12 protein-coding genes and 1 rRNA gene are annotated in these 15,392 nt (G+C 69.6%); 3 read left to right on the forward strand and 10 right to left on the reverse strand.

The annotated features are described in order from the left end of the window. Positions 1-35: 35 nt before the first annotated feature. Both ACTVZO_RS17290 and ACTVZO_RS17295 read right to left on the reverse strand, forming a co-directional pair. A 16S ribosomal RNA gene (locus ACTVZO_RS17290) occupies positions 36-1,560 on the reverse strand. Positions 1,561-2,171: 611 nt separating this feature from the next. Then, complete coding sequence (locus ACTVZO_RS17295; protein ID WP_443299233.1) at positions 2,172-3,179, reverse strand: stage II sporulation protein M; 1,008 nt, start codon at positions 3,177-3,179, stop codon at positions 2,172-2,174. A 112-nt stretch (positions 3,180-3,291) separates the two neighbouring features. Between ACTVZO_RS17295 and ACTVZO_RS17300 the strand changes: the two genes are divergently transcribed. After that, positions 3,292-4,269, forward strand: a complete 978-nt coding sequence (locus ACTVZO_RS17300; RefSeq protein ID WP_443303200.1) for an RDD family protein — start codon at positions 3,292-3,294, stop codon at positions 4,267-4,269. Positions 4,270-4,273: 4 nt separating this feature from the next. Here ACTVZO_RS17300 and ACTVZO_RS17305 read toward each other — a convergent pair whose 3' ends face one another. Both ACTVZO_RS17305 and ahcY read right to left on the reverse strand, forming a co-directional pair. Beyond that, complete coding sequence (locus ACTVZO_RS17305; RefSeq protein WP_443299234.1) at positions 4,274-4,891, reverse strand: hypothetical protein; 618 nt, start codon at positions 4,889-4,891, stop codon at positions 4,274-4,276. A gap of 89 nt (positions 4,892-4,980) precedes the next feature. Continuing rightward, the gene (gene ahcY, locus ACTVZO_RS17310; protein ID WP_443299235.1) at positions 4,981-6,417 is read right to left on the reverse strand and encodes an adenosylhomocysteinase; all 1,437 of its coding nucleotides are present in this window, start codon (positions 6,415-6,417) and stop codon (positions 4,981-4,983) included. Between the two features lie 367 nt (positions 6,418-6,784). On the opposite strand from ahcY, the gene ACTVZO_RS17315 reads away from it, so the two are divergent. Then, a complete protein-coding gene (locus ACTVZO_RS17315) occupies positions 6,785-8,881 on the forward strand; it encodes a fructose-specific PTS transporter subunit EIIC (RefSeq protein ID WP_443299236.1) in 2,097 nt (698 codons plus the stop codon). Positions 8,882-9,057: 176 nt separating this feature from the next. Then, positions 9,058-9,708 (forward strand): signal peptidase I, encoded by a 651-nt coding sequence (lepB, locus tag ACTVZO_RS17320; protein ID WP_443299237.1) that lies wholly within the window; start codon positions 9,058-9,060, stop codon positions 9,706-9,708. A gap of 68 nt (positions 9,709-9,776) precedes the next feature. Here the strand turns inward: lepB and ACTVZO_RS17325 are convergent, their stop codons facing one another. From ACTVZO_RS17325 to ACTVZO_RS17350, 6 genes are all read right to left on the reverse strand, one after another. Continuing rightward, the gene (locus tag ACTVZO_RS17325) at positions 9,777-10,700 is read right to left on the reverse strand and encodes a cation diffusion facilitator family transporter (protein ID WP_443299238.1); all 924 of its coding nucleotides are present in this window, start codon (positions 10,698-10,700) and stop codon (positions 9,777-9,779) included. A 72-nt stretch (positions 10,701-10,772) separates the two neighbouring features. After that, the gene (gene manA, locus ACTVZO_RS17330; protein ID WP_443299239.1) at positions 10,773-11,930 is read right to left on the reverse strand and encodes a mannose-6-phosphate isomerase, class I; all 1,158 of its coding nucleotides are present in this window, start codon (positions 11,928-11,930) and stop codon (positions 10,773-10,775) included. 39 nt (positions 11,931-11,969) lie between these two features. Next, complete coding sequence (locus tag ACTVZO_RS17335; protein ID WP_443299240.1) at positions 11,970-13,103, reverse strand: SIS domain-containing protein; 1,134 nt, start codon at positions 13,101-13,103, stop codon at positions 11,970-11,972. A 32-nt stretch (positions 13,104-13,135) separates the two neighbouring features. Continuing rightward, a complete protein-coding gene (locus ACTVZO_RS17340; protein WP_037797711.1) occupies positions 13,136-13,321 on the reverse strand; it encodes a Trm112 family protein in 186 nt (61 codons plus the stop codon). A 176-nt stretch (positions 13,322-13,497) separates the two neighbouring features. After that, positions 13,498-14,868 (reverse strand): phosphomannomutase/phosphoglucomutase, encoded by a 1,371-nt coding sequence (locus ACTVZO_RS17345; protein WP_443299241.1) that lies wholly within the window; start codon positions 14,866-14,868, stop codon positions 13,498-13,500. A gap of 78 nt (positions 14,869-14,946) precedes the next feature. Next, on the reverse strand, positions 14,947-15,321 hold the full coding sequence (locus tag ACTVZO_RS17350) for a DUF3499 domain-containing protein (protein ID WP_384221232.1): 375 nt from the start codon (positions 15,319-15,321) through the stop codon (positions 14,947-14,949). Positions 15,322-15,392 lie beyond the last annotated feature (71 nt).

Below are 15,392 nucleotides of genomic sequence, written 5' to 3' on the forward strand. Positions count from 1 at the left end.
GAACATTTGCCTGCAATCGGTACTGTGCTCCTTAGAAAGGAGGTGATCCAGCCGCACCTTCCGGTACGGCTACCTTGTTACGACTTCGTCCCAATCGCCAGTCCCACCTTCGACAGCTCCCTCCCTTACGGGTTGGGCCACCGGCTTCGGGTGTTACCGACTTTCGTGACGTGACGGGCGGTGTGTACAAGGCCCGGGAACGTATTCACCGCAGCAATGCTGATCTGCGATTACTAGCAACTCCGACTTCATGGGGTCGAGTTGCAGACCCCAATCCGAACTGAGACCGGCTTTTTGAGATTCGCTCCACCTTGCGGTATCGCAGCTCATTGTACCGGCCATTGTAGCACGTGTGCAGCCCAAGACATAAGGGGCATGATGACTTGACGTCGTCCCCACCTTCCTCCGAGTTGACCCCGGCGGTCTCCTGTGAGTCCCCATCACCCCGAAGGGCATGCTGGCAACACAGGACAAGGGTTGCGCTCGTTGCGGGACTTAACCCAACATCTCACGACACGAGCTGACGACAGCCATGCACCACCTGTATACCGACCACAAGGGGGGCACTATCTCTAATGCTTTCCGGTATATGTCAAGCCTTGGTAAGGTTCTTCGCGTTGCGTCGAATTAAGCCACATGCTCCGCTGCTTGTGCGGGCCCCCGTCAATTCCTTTGAGTTTTAGCCTTGCGGCCGTACTCCCCAGGCGGGGAACTTAATGCGTTAGCTGCGGCACCGACGACGTGGAATGTCGCCAACACCTAGTTCCCAACGTTTACGGCGTGGACTACCAGGGTATCTAATCCTGTTCGCTCCCCACGCTTTCGCTCCTCAGCGTCAGTAATGGCCCAGAGATCCGCCTTCGCCACCGGTGTTCCTCCTGATATCTGCGCATTTCACCGCTACACCAGGAATTCCGATCTCCCCTACCACACTCTAGCTAGCCCGTATCGAATGCAGACCCGAGGTTAAGCCTCGGGCTTTCACATCCGACGTGACAAGCCGCCTACGAGCTCTTTACGCCCAATAATTCCGGACAACGCTTGCGCCCTACGTATTACCGCGGCTGCTGGCACGTAGTTAGCCGGCGCTTCTTCTGCAGGTACCGTCACTTTCGCTTCTTCCCTGCTGAAAGAGGTTTACAACCCGAAGGCCGTCATCCCTCACGCGGCGTCGCTGCATCAGGCTTTCGCCCATTGTGCAATATTCCCCACTGCTGCCTCCCGTAGGAGTCTGGGCCGTGTCTCAGTCCCAGTGTGGCCGGTCGCCCTCTCAGGCCGGCTACCCGTCGTCGCCTTGGTGGGCCATTACCCCACCAACAAGCTGATAGGCCGCGGGCTCATCCTTCACCGCCGGAGCTTTCAACCCCCGCCCATGCAGGCAGGAGTGGTATCCGGTATTAGACCCCGTTTCCAGGGCTTGTCCCAGAGTGAAGGGCAGATTGCCCACGTGTTACTCACCCGTTCGCCACTAATCCACCCCGAAGGGCTTCATCGTTCGACTTGCATGTGTTAAGCACGCCGCCAGCGTTCGTCCTGAGCCAGGATCAAACTCTCCATGAATGTTTACCCGTAATCGGGTGCACACATCACGTAGAGCGGGACGATCATGTCGGAATAAGACCGACCGTCCACTGCGTCCTCGCTGTGTAATTGCCTGCAAGCACTCCACAAGGAAGCCTCACAGGTCTTTTTCAAAGGAACCTCGATCCACCGAAGTGGAACGGGGTATCAACTTCTGGCGTTGATTTTTGGCACGCTGTTGAGTTCTCAAGGAACGGACGCTTCCTTTGTACTCACCCTCAGTAACACTTACTGGGGCTTTCCTCCGGGCTTTCGTTCTGTCGTTCTTGCGTTTCCGACTCTATCAGACTCTTTCGGGCCCGACTTCCTCGGCGCTTTCCAGGTCCTGCGCTTTCGCGCTTTCCCTTTCCGGCGATTCCGACTCTATCAGAAGCTTTCCACCGGATTTACCGGCTTCGGATTCCCGAATGAGGAGTCGATTGAGCCCCGCTGGAATTGCATTCCTTGCAGGGGCGAGAAGGACTCTAAACCGTCGCTGCCGAACTTGTCCAGTCCGAGGCAACCGTTCGAATCTACCTCCCCGTCCGTCCTGTGTCAACAGGACTTCCGGGACCTGAGGAGACTAGCAGCTCGGAGGGCCCGTCCGCACATCAGGCCGCGGTGGGGAGCGTCGCCGTGCGGTCGGCGGCCTCGACGTCGCCCGCCTCGCCGGCCCGTGCGGCCCTGCCGCCCAGGACGTAGACGTAGAGCAGGAACGCGGCCTCGGCGACGACGCCGATGGTGATGCGGGCCCAGGTGGGCAGGCCTGACGGGGTGACGAAGCCTTCGATCAGGCCCGAGACGAACAGGACCGCCGCGAGGCCGATGGCCATGCCGAGGGCCGCGCGGCCCTGTTCGGCGAGGGCCGTGCGCCGTGTGCGGGGGCCCGGGTCGATGACCGTCCAGCCGAGCCGCAGGCCGGTGCCCGCGGCGACGAAGACCGCCGTCAGTTCGAGCAGGCCGTGCGGGAGGATCAGGCCGAGGAACACGTCCAGGCGGCCCGCCGAGGCCATCAGCCCGAGGCCCACACCGAGGTTGGCCATGTTCAGGAAGAGGATCCAGAGCACCGGCAGGCCGAGGAAGGCGCCCAGCACCAGGCAGATCGCCGCCGCCTGGGCGTTGTTCGTCCAGACCTGGGCCGCGAAGGAGCCCGCCGGGTTGCTGGAGTAGTACGTCTCGTACTGGCCGCCGGGCTTCGTGAGCTCCTTGAGGTGCTCGGGGGCCGCGATGGCGCCCTGCACCTCCGGGTGCGTCGCGATCCACCAGCCGATGAGCACGCCGAGCGCGGTGGAGAGCAGGGCCGTCGGTATCCACCAGCGGCGGCTGCGGTAGACCGCCGCGGGGAAGCCGACCGTGAAGAAGAGAACGGCGTCGCGCCAGCCCGCCCGGCGGGTGCCCGTCACGGTGGCGCGGGCGCGGGCGACCAGCTGGGTGAGGCGGCCCGTGAGCACGGGGTCGGGGGCGCTGGACTGCACGAGGGAGAGATGGGTGGACGTGCGCTGGTAGAGGGCGACGAGTTCGTCGGCCTCGGCACCGGTCAGCTTGCGGCCGCGGCCCAGGAGCTGCTCCAGGCGGTCCCATTCCGCGCGGTGTGCCGTCACGAAGACGTCGAGATCCATCCGGTTGCCGCTCCCCTGCCCCAGTGCCCCTGCTGCTGGCTATTCCTCGTGTGGTCAGCTTGGCAGACTGGATGCCTCAGGGGCGGGGCAGGTCATGCGAAAGGTGCTGATGGTGAGCGATCTGGTGACGGGGGACGCGGTCGTCCTGGGCTTGAGGCCGGCGAGGCTGCCGAGCCGCGCGCTGGCGATCGTCCTCGACCTGGTCGTGTACGTCGCCGGGTACGTGATCCTGTCCGTCGGCCTGACCTTCGCGACCTCCTCGCTCGACGTGGCGGCGCGGGCCGCCGTGACGGTGGCCTCCTTCGTACTGCTGCTGGTCGGCGTGCCGATCGCGGTGGAGACGCTCAGCCACGGCCGTTCGCTGGGCAAGCTGGCCTGCGGGCTGCGGGTCGTACGGGACGACGGCGGGCCGATCCGGTTCCGTCACGCGCTGGTGCGCGGGGCCCTGGGCGTGGTGGAGCTGCTGATGACCTTCGGGGCGGTGGCGTGCATCGCCTCGCTGGTGTCGGCGCGCGGGCGACGGCTCGGGGACGTGTTCGCGGGGACCCTGGTCGTCCGGGAGCGGGTGCCGGGGGCGCGGGTGATGCCGGTGCCTCCGCCGCCGCCGTGGCTGGCGGGGCGCTTCACCGGGCTGGACCTGTCGGCGGTGCCGGACGGGCTGTGGCTGGCGATACGCCAGTACCTGACGCGGATGAACCAGCTGGACCCGCGGGTCGGCGCGGCGATGGCGGCGCGGCTCGCTGACGATCTGGTCGCGCGGACCGGGGCGCCCGCGCCGGCGGGCGTGCCGGCCGCGGCGTTCCTGATGGCCGTGGTGCACGAGCGGCAGTCGCGGGATGCCGCCCGGGCCTTCCCTGCCGGCCCGGTGCCCGGCGCCGCCGTCCCCGGGTACGGTCCGGCTCCCGCGGCCTCGGGAGTGCCCGGGGCCGGGGCCGGGCAGCTGCCCGCGTACGGTCGCCCGCCCGGCCACGGTCCCGTGGCCGGTGCCGCGCCCGTCGCACCCGTGGCACCCGTGGCGCCCACCGCGCCCACCGCGCCGGTCGCCCCCGCGGTGGCGCCCCGCGCCGGTGGGTTCGCGCCGCCGGCCTGAGGGGTCACTCCTCGAAGACCGAGGGCGGGGTCTCCAGGTGTTCGAGTTCGATGCCGGGAGCGGACAGGACCACGTCGCCCGCGATGTGGACCGTGTGGACCTCGCCGGTGTCCAGGGCGCTGACCTGGTACTCGTCCACCAGGAGCGGGCCGCTGTCGGCGGGGTGTTCCTCGCGGCGCAGCAGGGCCCAGGCCTGGTCGACCGTACGGGGGGCCAGTACCGGATCGGTGAGGGCGAGGAGCCGGACGCGGGTGGCGGGGGCGCCGGGGGTCAGCCGCAGCAGGCGGGCCGTCGCGATGAGGAAGGCCGGCGAGGTGCCGGTGAAGCCGGGGGCGTGGACGTTGCCCTCGGTGGCCTCGGCGCCGGTGGGGTCGGTGCGGACCCAGGTGACGCCGTCGATGGCGGCCCCGCGCACCTGCCAGCTCGACGCGTTCACCTCGAGGCGGATGGGCCGGCCGAGTTCGTCGACGGCGAGGTCGACGGAGCCCCGGTGATCGCCGTTCGGGGCGGTCAGCTGGGAGACGTAGCGCCAGCCGGAGGGTCCGGGGGCACAGTGGAAGTGCTCCTCGCCGAGGGGGGCGTGGTCGTGCGGGTCGTGCAGGGAGTAGCGGCCGCGGGGCATCGTGTCGGTCCTTGGATGGGTACGGGGCAGGCCCCCGGCATGGGAGCCGGGGGCCTGCGTGACGTGCTGCTGCTACTGCCGCGCGGTGATCAGTAGCGGTAGTGGTCGGGCTTGTACGGGCCCTCGACCTTGACGCCGATGTACTCGGCCTGCTCCGGGCGCAGGGTGGTCAGGCGCACGCCCAGCGCGTCGAGGTGCAGGCGGGCGACCTTCTCGTCGAGGTGCTTGGGCAGCACGTAGACGTCGGTCGGGTACTCCGAGGGCTTGGTGAACAGCTCGATCTGCGCCAGCGTCTGGTCCGCGAACGAGTTCGACATCACGAAGGACGGGTGGCCGGTCGCGTTGCCCAGGTTGAGCAGACGGCCCTCCGACAGCACGATCAGGACCTTGCCGTCGGCGAACTTCCAGGTGTGGACCTGCGGCTTGACCTCGTCCTTGACGATGCCCTCGATCTTCGCGAGACCGGCCATGTCGATCTCGTTGTCGAAGTGGCCGATGTTGCCCACGATCGCCTGGTGCTTCATCTTGGCCATGTCCGAGGCCATGATGATGTCCTTGTTGCCGGTCGTGGTGATGAAGATGTCGGCCGTCTCCACCACGTCGTCCAGCGTGGCGACCTGGTAGCCGTCCATCGCCGCCTGCAGCGCGCAGATCGGGTCGATCTCGGTCACGATGACCCGCGCACCCTGGCCGCGCAGCGACTCCGCACAGCCCTTGCCGACGTCGCCGTAGCCGCAGACCACGGCGACCTTGCCGCCGATCAGGACGTCGGTGGCACGGTTGATGCCGTCGATCAGCGAGTGGCGGCAGCCGTACTTGTTGTCGAACTTCGACTTCGTCACGGCGTCGTTCACGTTGATCGCCGGGAAGAGCAGGCTGCCCTCGGCCATCATCTCGTAGAGGCGGTGGACACCGGTGGTGGTCTCCTCCGTCACGCCGCGGATCTCGGACGCGAGCTGCGTCCACTTCTGCGGGGCCTCGCCGAGGGTGCGGTTCAGGAGCGTGAGGATGTGGGCGTACTTCTCGGAGTCCGCCGTCGACGGGTCCGGGGCCGCGCCGGCCTTCTCGAACTCGACGCCCTTGTGGACGAGGAGGGTGGCGTCACCACCGTCGTCGAGGATCATGTTCGGGCCGCCGGTGGGGGTGTTCGGCCAGGTCAGCGCCTGCTCCGTGCACCACCAGTACTCCTCCAGCGTCTCGCCCTTCCAGGCGAAGACGGGGACGCCCTGCGGGTTCTCCGGGGTGCCGTTCGGGCCGACCGCGATGGCGGCGGCCGCGTGGTCCTGGGTCGAGAAGATGTTGCAGGAGGCCCAGCGGACGTCGGCGCCGAGGGCGACGAGGGTCTCGATGAGCACGGCGGTCTGCACGGTCATGTGCAGGGAGCCGGTGATGCGGGCGCCGGCCAGCGGCTGGGTCTGCGCGTATTCGGCGCGGATCGACATCAGGCCCGGCATCTCGTGCTCGGCCAGCGTGATCTCCTTGCGGCCGAAGGCGGCGAGGGAAAGGTCTGCGACCTTGAAGTCCATGGGTGCTGCTCCTCATGGTTCGAGAGGGTGGGTACGGCTGAGCCGTGCGCCTGCCGTGCGTGAGCAGGAAGCGGCGCACCGAGCACAGTCCGTCGGGGGCCCTCTCTCCCCTCGGCCGGTCACGAAGGACCGCCCGACCGCCATCAGCAGCGACGCCTGACACTGATGACGAATCTACACCGATCGGCCCAGCCTCCCCCAGTTGGCGGGGGGCAAGTCATGGCTTGGGTTCAGGCCTTCCGGCAGGCAGGTTCAGGGCCTTTCGGACTTTTGATCCATCCCTTACCTGGGGAAGGATGCCGGTGGATCGGAATGCGTGCTCGGTCGCGCGATCCCGCAGGTGGCCCCACGGCGTAAGGAGATTTCAGTGACCAGTCCGGCAGGCCCTCCCGCAAGCGGGGGCGCTGGGGACACCTCCCAGCCGACGTCCGGGGCGGGGCAGAAGCGCCTGAAGCTGCTCGCCGTCACCGCGTGTCCCACCGGGATCGCGCACACGTACATGGCCGCGGAGAAGCTCCAGCAGGCAGCCGACCGTCTCGGCATCGACATGAAGGTGGAGACGCAGGGCTCCATCGGGGCCGAGAACGTGCTCTCTGACAACGATGTCAGAGAGGCGGACGGCATCATCATCGCCGCCGACAAGGAGGTCGACCGCGAGCGCTTCGCGGGCAAGCGCGTCCTGTCCACCGGTGTCGCGGACGGCATACACAAGCCGGAGGAGCTGATCGAACGCGTGCGGACCGCGCCGGTCCAGGCCGGTACGGCCGCGGGTGCGGGCAGCGGCGGGAGCGGGGCCGCGGGCGGCGGCCGGGAGCGCGGGGCGGCGTACAAGGCGCTGATGAACGGCGTCTCGCACATGATCCCGTTCGTGGTCGTGGGCGGTCTGCTGCTGGCCATCTCGATCGCGCTCGGCGGGCATTCCACGCCCGAGGGCATCGAGTTCGACAAGGACTCCTTCTGGTTCTACGTCAACGCACTGGGCGGCCTCGGCTTCAAGCTGATGCTGCCGATCTTCTCCGGCTACATCGCCTACGCGCTCGGCGACCGGCCGGCCCTCGTACCCGGCATGATCGGCGGCTTCCTCGCCGCCGACGCCGTGAACATCTACGGGGCCGAGGCCAACGCGGGCTTCCTGGGAGCGATCGCGACCGGTTTCCTGGCGGGCTATCTGGTCATCTGGATCAAGAAGGTCAAGGTCCCCAAGTTCGTCCAGCCGATCATGCCGATCATCGTGATCCCGATCGTGTCGACGGTCGCGCTCGGCCTGTTCTACATCTACGTGATCGGCCAGCCCATCTCCTGGCTGTTCACGCACCTGACCAACTGGCTGAACGGGATGACCGGTTCCAGTGCGATCGTGCTCGGCGCGCTGATCGGTCTGATGATCGCCTTCGACATGGGCGGCCCGGTCAACAAGACGGCCTTCCTCGTCGCCGTGGGTCTGATCGGCACCAACAACGCGGTCATGGGCATGGCCGCCGCCGCGATCCCGGTGATGCCGCTCGGCCAGGGCCTGGCGACGCTGCTGCGCCGCAAGCTCTACTCCGACCAGGAGCGGGAGACGGGCATCGCCGCGCTGTTCATGGGCTTCTTCGGCATCTCCGAGGGCGCCATTCCGTTCGCCGCCGCGCGGCCGGCGCAGGTCATTCCGGCGAACATGCTGGGCGGCGCGGTGGCCGGTGCCCTCGCGGGCCTGTCCGGGGTCGAGGACTCGGTGCCGCACGGCGGTCCGATCGTCGCGGCGTTCGGCGCCGTCAGCGGGGTCGCGATGTTCTTCGTCGCGATCGCGGCGGGCACGGTCGTCACCGCGCTGACCACGAACGCGCTGATCGAGATCAAGCAGCGCCGGGACGGCCGCGGCGCGCCGCGGGTGCTCGCCCCCGAGCCGGTCCTGGCCGGCGTGGGCGCGGGCGCGGGTTCGGCTTCGGGTTCGGGTGCCGAGGCAGCCGCCGGACGGGCGCAGGCCCCGGCCGCGGCCGTTGCCGCCGCCCCGGCCTCCGGGCAGCCCGAGGTGCTCTCCGGATACCTCACCGGGCAGACGGTGAGGACGGAGCTGGCCGCCGGCTCCAAGGAGGCGGCGATCCGCGAGATGGCGGAGATGCTGGCCTCCACCGGCAACGTCCAGGACGTGGACGAGCTCGTACGGGTCGCCCTCGCCCGGGAGGCGCAGGGGACGACCGGTCTCGGAGAGTCGATCGCGATCCCGCACGCCAAGACGGACGCGGTGACCCGGCCCACGGTCGGCTTCGCCCGGTCCGACGAGGGCATCGAGTGGGGCGCGCTGGACGGGACGAAGGCCCGGCTGATCTTCATGATCTCGGTGCCGGAGGCCGCGGCCGGTGACGAGCACCTGCGGATCCTGGCGCTGCTGTCGCGCAAGCTGATGGACGGCGGGTTCCGTGAGCGCCTGCAGAGCGCCCCGGACGAGCCCGCGATCCTGGACGTGCTGCGCGAGATCCAGTAGCCGCAGCAAGGAGCCGAAGCTCCGCCCGACGGGGTCCCGCACCTGATGCGGGACCCCGTCGGCGTTCCCGGCGGCGCCGAGCCGTACAGTTCGGCGGCACGTGGAACCGAGGAGAGCAGGGCGGGATCGTGGCAATGCGGGGCAGGGCTCCGGGACACCGGCTCGAGGTGGCATCGGTGGTGCTGCTGGTGCTGGGCGGGGCCGTGAGCTCTGCCGGAGGGCTGGGCGGGTACCTCTTCACGCCGACGCGGGTCATGACGTCGGACCACATGCGGCCGACCCTGTCGGCGGGCGGGTCGATGGTGGTCAACACGTTGGCTCCCGGGGTGGACCGGGGCGACGTGGTGCTCTTCGACGGCTCGGTGTGGGCCGAGCGGGGCCTGCAAGTGGAACGGGTCGTCGCGGTGGGCGGCGACCGCATCGCCTACCGGCCCGGGGACCGGACGCTGACCTTGAACGGGAAGCCGCTGGAGGAGCCGTACGTCCTGGACGGCGACCCGGTGGCGGGGTCGCCCGGAGCGTTCGACGTGACGGTGCCGAAGGACCGGCTGTTCGTGCTGGGCGACACCCGCGGCAACTCCGCGGACTCCCGCTACCGGTACCGGCACACGGAAGGCGGGACGGTGCCCGTATCGGCCGTGAAGGGCACGGTCGTCGGCACGGGCCATCCGCTGGTCGCCGGCTTGCGCACGGCGGTGTTCGCCGGGGCCGCCGTGCTGGCCGCCGGAGCGGTGTCCGGCTTCGCCGCGCTGCGGCTGCGCCGCCGCGCGGGAGCGGCCGTGGCGCAGGAGCCGGCGTACGCGGGCCGGGTGCCGCCGGGGGTCTGAGAGGGGTTACGGCGAAGGCCCCGGCGGGCCGTGTGGGCTCGCGGGGGCCTTCGCCGTACGCCTGCGGACTACTTGACGGTGTCCGGGCGGTAGATGTCCGGCTCCAGGTAGATCACCCGGGCGATCGGGACGGCTTCGCGGATGCGGGCCTCGGCGGCGTTGATCGCGTCCGCCACCTGCGTCGCGGTGTCGTGGCCCTCGACGGCGATCTTGGCGGCGACCAGCAGTTCCTCGGGGCCGAGGTGCAGGGTCCGCATGTGGATCACACGGGTGACGACGACCCCGTCGACGAGCGCCGCGTTGATCTTGTCGACCTCGTCGGTGCCCGCGGCCTCGCCGAGCAGCAGGGACTTGGTCTCCGCGGCCAGGACGATGGCGATGATGATGAGCAGGACGCCGATGCACAGGGTGCCGATGCCGTCCCAGACGCCGTTGCCGGTCAGCAGGGCGATGCCGACACCACCGAGGGCGAGCACCAGGCCGACGAGCGCGCCGAGATCCTCCAGGAGCACCACGGGCAGCTCGGGGGCCTTGGCCCGCTTGATGAACTGGCTCCAGGTCTGCCTTCCGCGGATCTCGTTCGACTCCTTGATCGCGGTGCGGAAGGAGAAGCTCTCGGCGATGATCGCGAAGACGAGGACGCCGACCGGCCAGTACCAGGCCTCGATCGCGTGCGGGTGGTTGATCTTCTCGATGCCCTCGTAGATGGCGAACATGCCACCGACGGTGAAGAGCACGATCGAGACGAGGAACGCGTAGATGTAGCGCTCGCGCCCGTACCCGAACGGGTGCTGCGGGGTCGCCTCGCGCTTGGCCTTCTTCCCGCCGAGGAGCAGCAGCCCCTGGTTCCCGGAGTCCGCCAGCGAGTGGACGCTTTCCGCGAGCATCGACGAGGAGCCGCTGAAGAGGAACGCCACGAATTTGGCTACAGCGATGGCGAGGTTGGCGGCGAGTGCCGCCACGATCGCCTTGGTACCGCCCGACGCGCTCATGGGTGCAGGGTGTCCTTCCTAGCCACTGACTACCGGCCGCACATTGTTGCAGCTGCCGTGCCGGACGCCGCGTCAGACCACCACGGTGGCCCGGAAGACGGTGCCCGTTCCGGACAGTTCGGCCTTTTCCCCTGCCCGTACGTACACCGACTCGCCCGGGGTCAGGGACAGTTCGCCCACGCGGGGTGAACCGGCCGTGCAGAGCAGGATCTGCGCCGTGTCCTCGGGGAGCACGCGCGAGGCAGCGCCGGGCGCGAGGAGGAAGCGGGAGAGCCGGAACTCCTCGATGGGCGTCTCGTAGACCTCCTCGCCGTCGCCTTCGGGACGCAGCACCTTCGGGTCGCCGGACTCGAACTTCACGATCTTCAGCAGCTCCGGCACGTCCACGTGTTTGGGGGTGAGCCCGGCGCGCAGCACGTTGTCGGAGTTGGCCAGCAGCTCTACGCCGAGGCCCTCGATGTAGGCGTGCGGGACGCCCGCGCCGAGGAACACCGCCTCGCCGGGCTGGAGTCGGAAGTGGTTGAGGAGCATGGCCGCGATGACGCCCGGGTCGCCGGGGTAGTCGTGGACGAGGCGGGCGTACGGGGCGTACGGGCCGCCCAGGCGCTCGGCGGCGGCCGCGGTCTCGGCGACGGTACGGGCCATCTCCTCGCGGTCGGCGGTCAGTACGGCGGTGAGCACCTCGCGCAGCGCGGCGTGCTCGGGGTGGGCGCGCAGCAGGTCGGCGTACGGCTTGAGGGAACCGACTCCGAGGCCTTCGAGCAGGTCGGCGGAGTGCAGCGGGGGACGGAAGCCGCACAGCCCCTCGAACGGAGTGAGCGCGCAGAGCATCTCGGGCTTGTGGTTGGGGTCCTTGTAGTTGCGGTGGCCCGCGTCGATCGGGATGCCGCGCCGCTCCTCGTCCTCGAATCCCGCCTTGGCCTGGGCGAGGTCCGGGTGGACCTGGAGGGAGAGGGGGGCGCCGGCGGCGAGGACCTTGAGGAGGAAGGGCAGCCGGGGGCCGAACCGCGCGACGGTGGCGGCGCCGAGTTCGCCCTCGGGGTCGGCGGTGATGACGTCCGAGAGGGCCTCCTCGCCGGCTCCGCGGTCGATGCGGGACGGTGCGCCCGGGTGGGCGCCCATCCACAGCTCGGCCTGGGGTTCACCGGTGGGCAGCGCGCCGAGCAGGTGGGGGATGGCGGTGGTCGATCCCCAGGCGTAGGGGCGGATCGTGTTCGTCAGGCGGTCCATCGTCGTCTTCCTGGATAGAGCCGGGTACGGACGTGTACCTCAGCTGTGTCCCCCGGAAGCCAGCGCCAGGTAGGCGGTGGCGAAATCCGTGACGGCGAGGAGCTCGGCGAGCTGCTCCAGCTCCACCCCCTCCTCCGGTTCGAGCTCGCTGATGGCCGTGTCGTGGCTGAGGGCGAGCTCGCGTGCGGCAGGGGCGGCGGAAAGCCCGCCGGCCGGCCGGTCACGCAGCAGGACGATGCGGGCGCGGAGAGCCTGGGGCTCTTCGACCCGGTCACGGAAGAAGTCTTCGGGATCGGCCCCGGCGGCGAAGGAGCCGGCGAGCAGCACACCGTGCGAGGGCAGTGCCTCGGGGAGGGCCGCGGCCAGGGCGGGGCGGCCGGCGAGCTCGGCGAGGGTGGCGGCGAAGCGGCGGCCGGCGGGGCCGGCGCCGGTGCCCTCGCTCCAGATGAGCGGGAGGGAGTCGGCGAGCTCGGAGGCGAGGGTCTTGGCCGGGTTGGAGTAGGTCGCGATGGCGGGTCCGCAGCGCTCAGCGGTGCGGTCGAGCCGGTCCGCGACGAGCTGGAGGGCGCTGGGTGCGGCACTGACCAGGCCGACCTTGTCGAGGAGCACCAGCAGCGGGGTCAGCAGGGCCCACAGGGCGCCGGGTCCGGCCGCGGCGGACTCGTCGTACTCCTGGTACGGGGCCTTGGCCATCGGTACGAGGAGTCCGTGCGCGCCGTCCACGGCCTCGCTCAGCGGTGAGCGCTCGGGCGCGACGGCGACGACGTTGCAGCCGCGCCGGTAGGCCTGCTCGGCGAGGACGCCGAGGCCCGGCTCGGTGCCGTCGGTGGTGGCGATGAGGAGCAGGTCCACGGAGCCGGCCCAGCCGGGCAGGGTCCAGCGCAGGGCGCCGGAGGCGTGCGCGACGCCGGTGGGGTCCAGGCGGATGACGGGCGCGGAGGCTCCGGCGAGGGCGCCGAGCAGGTCGGCGACTCCGGTGGCGGCGGTTCCGGCGCCGGCGATCAGGACCGCGCGGGGGCGGCCGTCGGGATGCAGGTCGGCGAGGCCGGCTTCGGCCGCGTGCCGGGCCGCGGTGCGGACCCTGGCCCCGGCTTCCGCGGCGCCTCGTAGCAGGCCCCGCCGGTCGGCGCGGGCGAGATCGTCCGGTGCGTCGAGGAGCGACTCGTCGAGCATGGCGGCCTCCGGCGGTGTCGGCGCGTGTGGGGTCAGGCGGGGCGGCGGGCCTCGTCCACGAGGAGGACCGGGATTCCGTCACGGACCGGGTAGGCGAGGCCGCAGTCCTGACCGGTGCAGATCAGCTCGGGAGCCGTCTCGTCGGCCGACTTGTCCTCGAGGGGCGAGTGGCAGGCGGGGCAGGCGAGGATCTCCAGAAGACCGGCTTCGAGCGGCATGGGGCGGGTTCCCTTCGGGGATGCGGATGGTTCTGCGGTGCGGCGAGGTCAGCGTACCGCCGAGTCACCTGCGGTGCGGCTTGACGGGGCCTTTCCCGGGTGCGGGCCCGGGTGCGGGCCACCTCGGCCGGAAGGCGCGGCGGGGGCTGCGGACAGCCCCCGCCGCCTCCCCCAGATCAGGCCCGGATCAGGCCCAGCACCTCGTCGCGGACCTTCGCCAGCGTCACCTCGTCACGAGCCTCCACGTTCAAACGCAGCAACGGCTCCGTATTCGAGGCACGCACGTTGAACCACCAGTCCTCGCCCGTCGCCGTCAGACCGTCCAGCTCATCGATCGTGACACCCCCGACACCCCCGTAGACCGCCTTCACCGCCGCCAGACGGCCCGCCTGGTCACCGACCGTCGAGTTGATCTCACCCGAACCCGCATACCGGTCGTACGAAGCCACCAGACCCGACAACGGACCGTCCTGACCGCCCAGGGCCGCCAGCACATGCAACGCGGCCAGCATCCCCGTGTCCGCGTTCCAGAAATCCTTGAAGTAATAGTGCGCCGAATGCTCACCACCGAAGATCGCACCCGTCTTCGCCATCTCCTCCTTGATGAAGGAATGCCCGACACGGGTACGGACCGGGGTGCCCCCGTTCTCACGGACCACCTCCGGCACCGACCACGACGTGATCAGGTTGTGGATCACCGTGCCGGTACCACCGTTGCGCGCCAGCTCACGCGCCGCGACCAGCGCCGTGACCGCCGACGGGGAGACGCCCCGGCCCCGCTCGTCCACGATGAAACACCGGTCCGCATCCCCGTCGAACGCGATACCCAGATCCGCGCCCTCCACCAGGACACGCGCCTGCAGATCCACGATGTTCTTCGGATCCAGCGGATTCGCCTCGTGGTTCGGGAACGTCCCGTCCAACTCGAAGTACATGGCCACCACATCCAGCGGCAGACCCTCGAACACCGTCGGAACCGTGTGACCACCCATCCCGTTGCCCGCGTCCACCACCACCTTCAGCGGACGGACCGACCCCAGGTCCACCAGCCCCTTGAGATGGGCGGCATAACCGGTCAGGGTGTCCTGCTCCGTGACCCTGCCGGGGACCGTGCCCCCCGGAACCGCCGGAACACCCTCGACCGACCACCTCTCCACCAGCCCGCGGATCTGCGACAGACCCGTGTCCTGACCCACCGGAGCGGCACCCGCCCGGCACAGCTTGATCCCGTTGTACCGCGCGGGATTGTGCGAAGCCGTGAACATCGCACCCGGCAGACCCAGCGAACCCGACGCGTAATACAACTGATCCGTCGAACACAGACCGATCAACGTCACATCCACACCCCGCGCCGCCGCACCCCGCGCGAAAGCAGCCGACAGACCCGGCGACGACGGCCGCATGTCATGACCGATCACGATCGCCGACGCACCCACGACCTCCACGAACGCGGCACCGAACAGCTCCGCCAACGACTCGTCCCACTCGTCCGGCACGACACCACGCACGTCATACGCCTTGACGATGTTCGAAAGATCTGCGGCCACTGCCTGCCCTCCTGAAGGTTCTGTGCGGTCCGGCCAACCTACCTTGAACCGGTACCCGCTCTTCAGACGGTCGGAGCGTCAGGAATCGGGCGATCTCAGGACGCGCAGGTGTCCGCGACGGGTCTCGCCGGTGGCCGGGCCGCGGGCCGCGGATCCTCCGGCCTCCGCCGCGCGCTCGGGGGGGCGGGCCGCTTCGCGGACGGCGTTGGCGAGGGCTTCGAGGTCGTCGCCGCTGGGGCGCGACGGCCCGGAGCCGTCGGACAGGCGGACGACGTCCCAGCCGCGCGGGGCGGTCAGGCGCTCGGAGTGCTCGGCGCACAGGTCGTAGCAGTGGGGCTCGGCATAGGTGGCGAGCGGGCCGAGAACTGCGGTCGAATCGGCGTAGACGTACGTCAGTGTCGCGACGGCAGGGCGGCCGCACGCGGTGCGCGAACAACGACGTACAAGGCTCACGACGTTGGACGGTACCGCACTCTTGACCGGGCCGCGACGACTCTCCCGCCGCTCACTCCCCCGTGTCGTGC

The organism is Streptomyces sp. IBSNAI002 (genome assembly GCF_052244475.1).
Taxonomy (GTDB): domain Bacteria; phylum Actinomycetota; class Actinomycetes; order Streptomycetales; family Streptomycetaceae; genus Streptomyces.

What these genes read in the sequence shown, in the direction of transcription:
- ACTVZO_RS17295 (WP_443299233.1), bottom strand. Translation starts at nt 3,179, where the DNA reads ATGGATCTCGACGTCTTCGTGACGGCACACCGCGCGGAATGGGACCGC.
- ACTVZO_RS17305 (WP_443299234.1), bottom strand. Translation starts at nt 4,891, where the DNA reads ATGCCCCGCGGCCGCTACTCCCTGCACGACCCGCACGACCACGCCCCC.
- ahcY (WP_443299235.1), bottom strand. Translation starts at nt 6,417, where the DNA reads ATGGACTTCAAGGTCGCAGACCTTTCCCTCGCCGCCTTCGGCCGCAAG.
- ACTVZO_RS17325 (WP_443299238.1), bottom strand. Translation starts at nt 10,700, where the DNA reads ATGAGCGCGTCGGGCGGTACCAAGGCGATCGTGGCGGCACTCGCCGCC.
- manA (WP_443299239.1), bottom strand. Translation starts at nt 11,930, where the DNA reads ATGGACCGCCTGACGAACACGATCCGCCCCTACGCCTGGGGATCGACC.
- ACTVZO_RS17335 (WP_443299240.1), bottom strand. Translation starts at nt 13,103, where the DNA reads ATGCTCGACGAGTCGCTCCTCGACGCACCGGACGATCTCGCCCGCGCC.
- ACTVZO_RS17340 (WP_037797711.1), bottom strand. Translation starts at nt 13,321, where the DNA reads ATGCCGCTCGAAGCCGGTCTTCTGGAGATCCTCGCCTGCCCCGCCTGC.